General features: G+C 72.8%; 2 protein-coding genes. Both read left to right on the plus strand.

The window, feature by feature from the left end; all coding sequences use genetic code 11:
- A partial coding sequence (locus I0Q12_RS20485) for a peptidase MA family metallohydrolase (RefSeq protein WP_231611083.1) occupies positions 1-860 on the plus strand: 860 nt, incomplete at its 5' end.
- A 44-nt stretch (positions 861-904) separates the two neighbouring features.
- On the plus strand, positions 905-1744 hold an 840-nt coding region (locus I0Q12_RS20490; RefSeq protein ID WP_231611084.1), incomplete at its 3' end, for a glycosyltransferase family 4 protein.

Raw genomic sequence — 1744 nt, forward strand, 5'->3', positions numbered from 1 at the left:
TGCGGCGCGACGACGGCTGGCGTCTCGTCGACGACGAACCCGGACCCGGCCGGGTCACGTGGCGTGGCCCGTGGGACTTCGGGCCGCTCGTCGTCGAACCCGTGCCGCAACGCTCCGGCGGGAGGTCGCTGGTGATCGGCCACCCGGAGCAGGAAGAGCTCGTGGATGCGATCGCCCGGGAGATGGAGCCCGCCGTCGGCGCCGTCGACCGGATCTGGGGAACGGACTGGTCGCGCCGGGCCGTGGTCCTCGTCACCTCGTCCCACGACGAGTTCACCCATCAGGTCGGCGACCGGCACAACGGCGCCGGGATCGCCGCGGTCGCGGTGTCCGATGCCGTGGATCCCCGCGCGGGCAGCGCCACCGGACAGCGCATCGTGTTCAGCCCGGCCGCCGCCGACAGGCTCGACGCCGAGGGCCTGCGGACCGTGCTGCGGCACGAACTCACCCACATCGCCGCCCGCGCTGACACCGTCGACGGCTCCCCGCTGTGGATGCTCGAGGGCTACGCCGACTACATCGGATATCTCGGTGCGGACGAGGAGTTCGACGCGACGGCGCCGACGCTCACCGCGGCCGTCACCCGGAACGGCACCCCGGCCGCGCTGCCCGAGGACGCCGAGTTCACCGACGAACGGTCGCTGCTCGCCTACGAGACGGCATGGTCGCTCGCCGCCTACACCGCCGACGACTACGGGCCCGCGCGGCTGACCGAGCTGTATCGGCGGCTCGCCCGCGGGCCGATCGACGGAGCGCAGCTCGATGCCGTGCTGACCGACGTGCTCGGCACCGACACCGGCACGTTCGTCGCGGCGTGGGGGAGCTGGGTCGACGACCGCCTGGCCGCGTCCACCCGGTGACCCGCCCACCCGGCGGTCGAACCCGCACCGATACGGTGAACGTCATGCCTCGAACACTGTTGGTGACGAACGATTTTCCGCCTCGCCCGGGCGGCATACAGTCGTACCTGCAGTCGTTCGCGGCGCAATTGCCGGCCGAGGACCTCGTCGTCTACGCACCCCGGTGGCGCGGCGACAGTCACACGAAGTTCGACGCCCGGCAGCCGTTCGAGGTGGTCCGCCACCCCACGACCCTGATGCTGCCCACCCCGATGGTGGCGCGCCGCGCGACCCGGTTGCTCACCGAGCACGACTGCGAAACCGTCTGGTTCGGGGCGGCCGCACCGCTGGCGCTGCTGGCCCCGGTGCTCCGGCGCGCGGGGGCGCGGAAGATCGTCGCCAGCACACACGGGCACGAGGTCGGCTGGTCGATGCTGCCGGGAGCACGCGGTGCGCTGCGGCGCATCGGCGACGGCACCGACACTGTCACCTTCGTCAGCCGCTACACCCGTGGCCGGTTCGCCTCCGCCTTCGGGCCGAACGCCGGTCTCGAGCACCTGCCCTCGGGTGTGGACACGGAGGTGTTCCGGCCCGATCCGGCCGCACGCGCCGAATTGCGCGCCCGGTACGGGCTGGGGGACCGGCCCACGGTGCTGTGCCTGTCGCGGCTGGTACCCCGCAAGGGCCAGGACATGCTGATCCGCGCGCTGCCGCAGATCCGGCGCCGCATCGACGGGGCGGTGCTCGTGATCGTCGGTGGAGGCCCCTACGAGGGACGGCTGCGCGAGCTGGTCCGGCAGGTCGGCGTCGAGGAACACGTCGTGATCACCGGAGGGGTCCCCGCCGCGGAACTCGCCGCGCACCATACGATCGCCGACGTCTTCGCGATGCCCTGCCGGACCCGC

The sequence above is a fragment of the Rhodococcus sp. CX genome, assembly GCF_015865005.1.
Taxonomy (GTDB): domain Bacteria; phylum Actinomycetota; class Actinomycetes; order Mycobacteriales; family Mycobacteriaceae; genus Rhodococcus.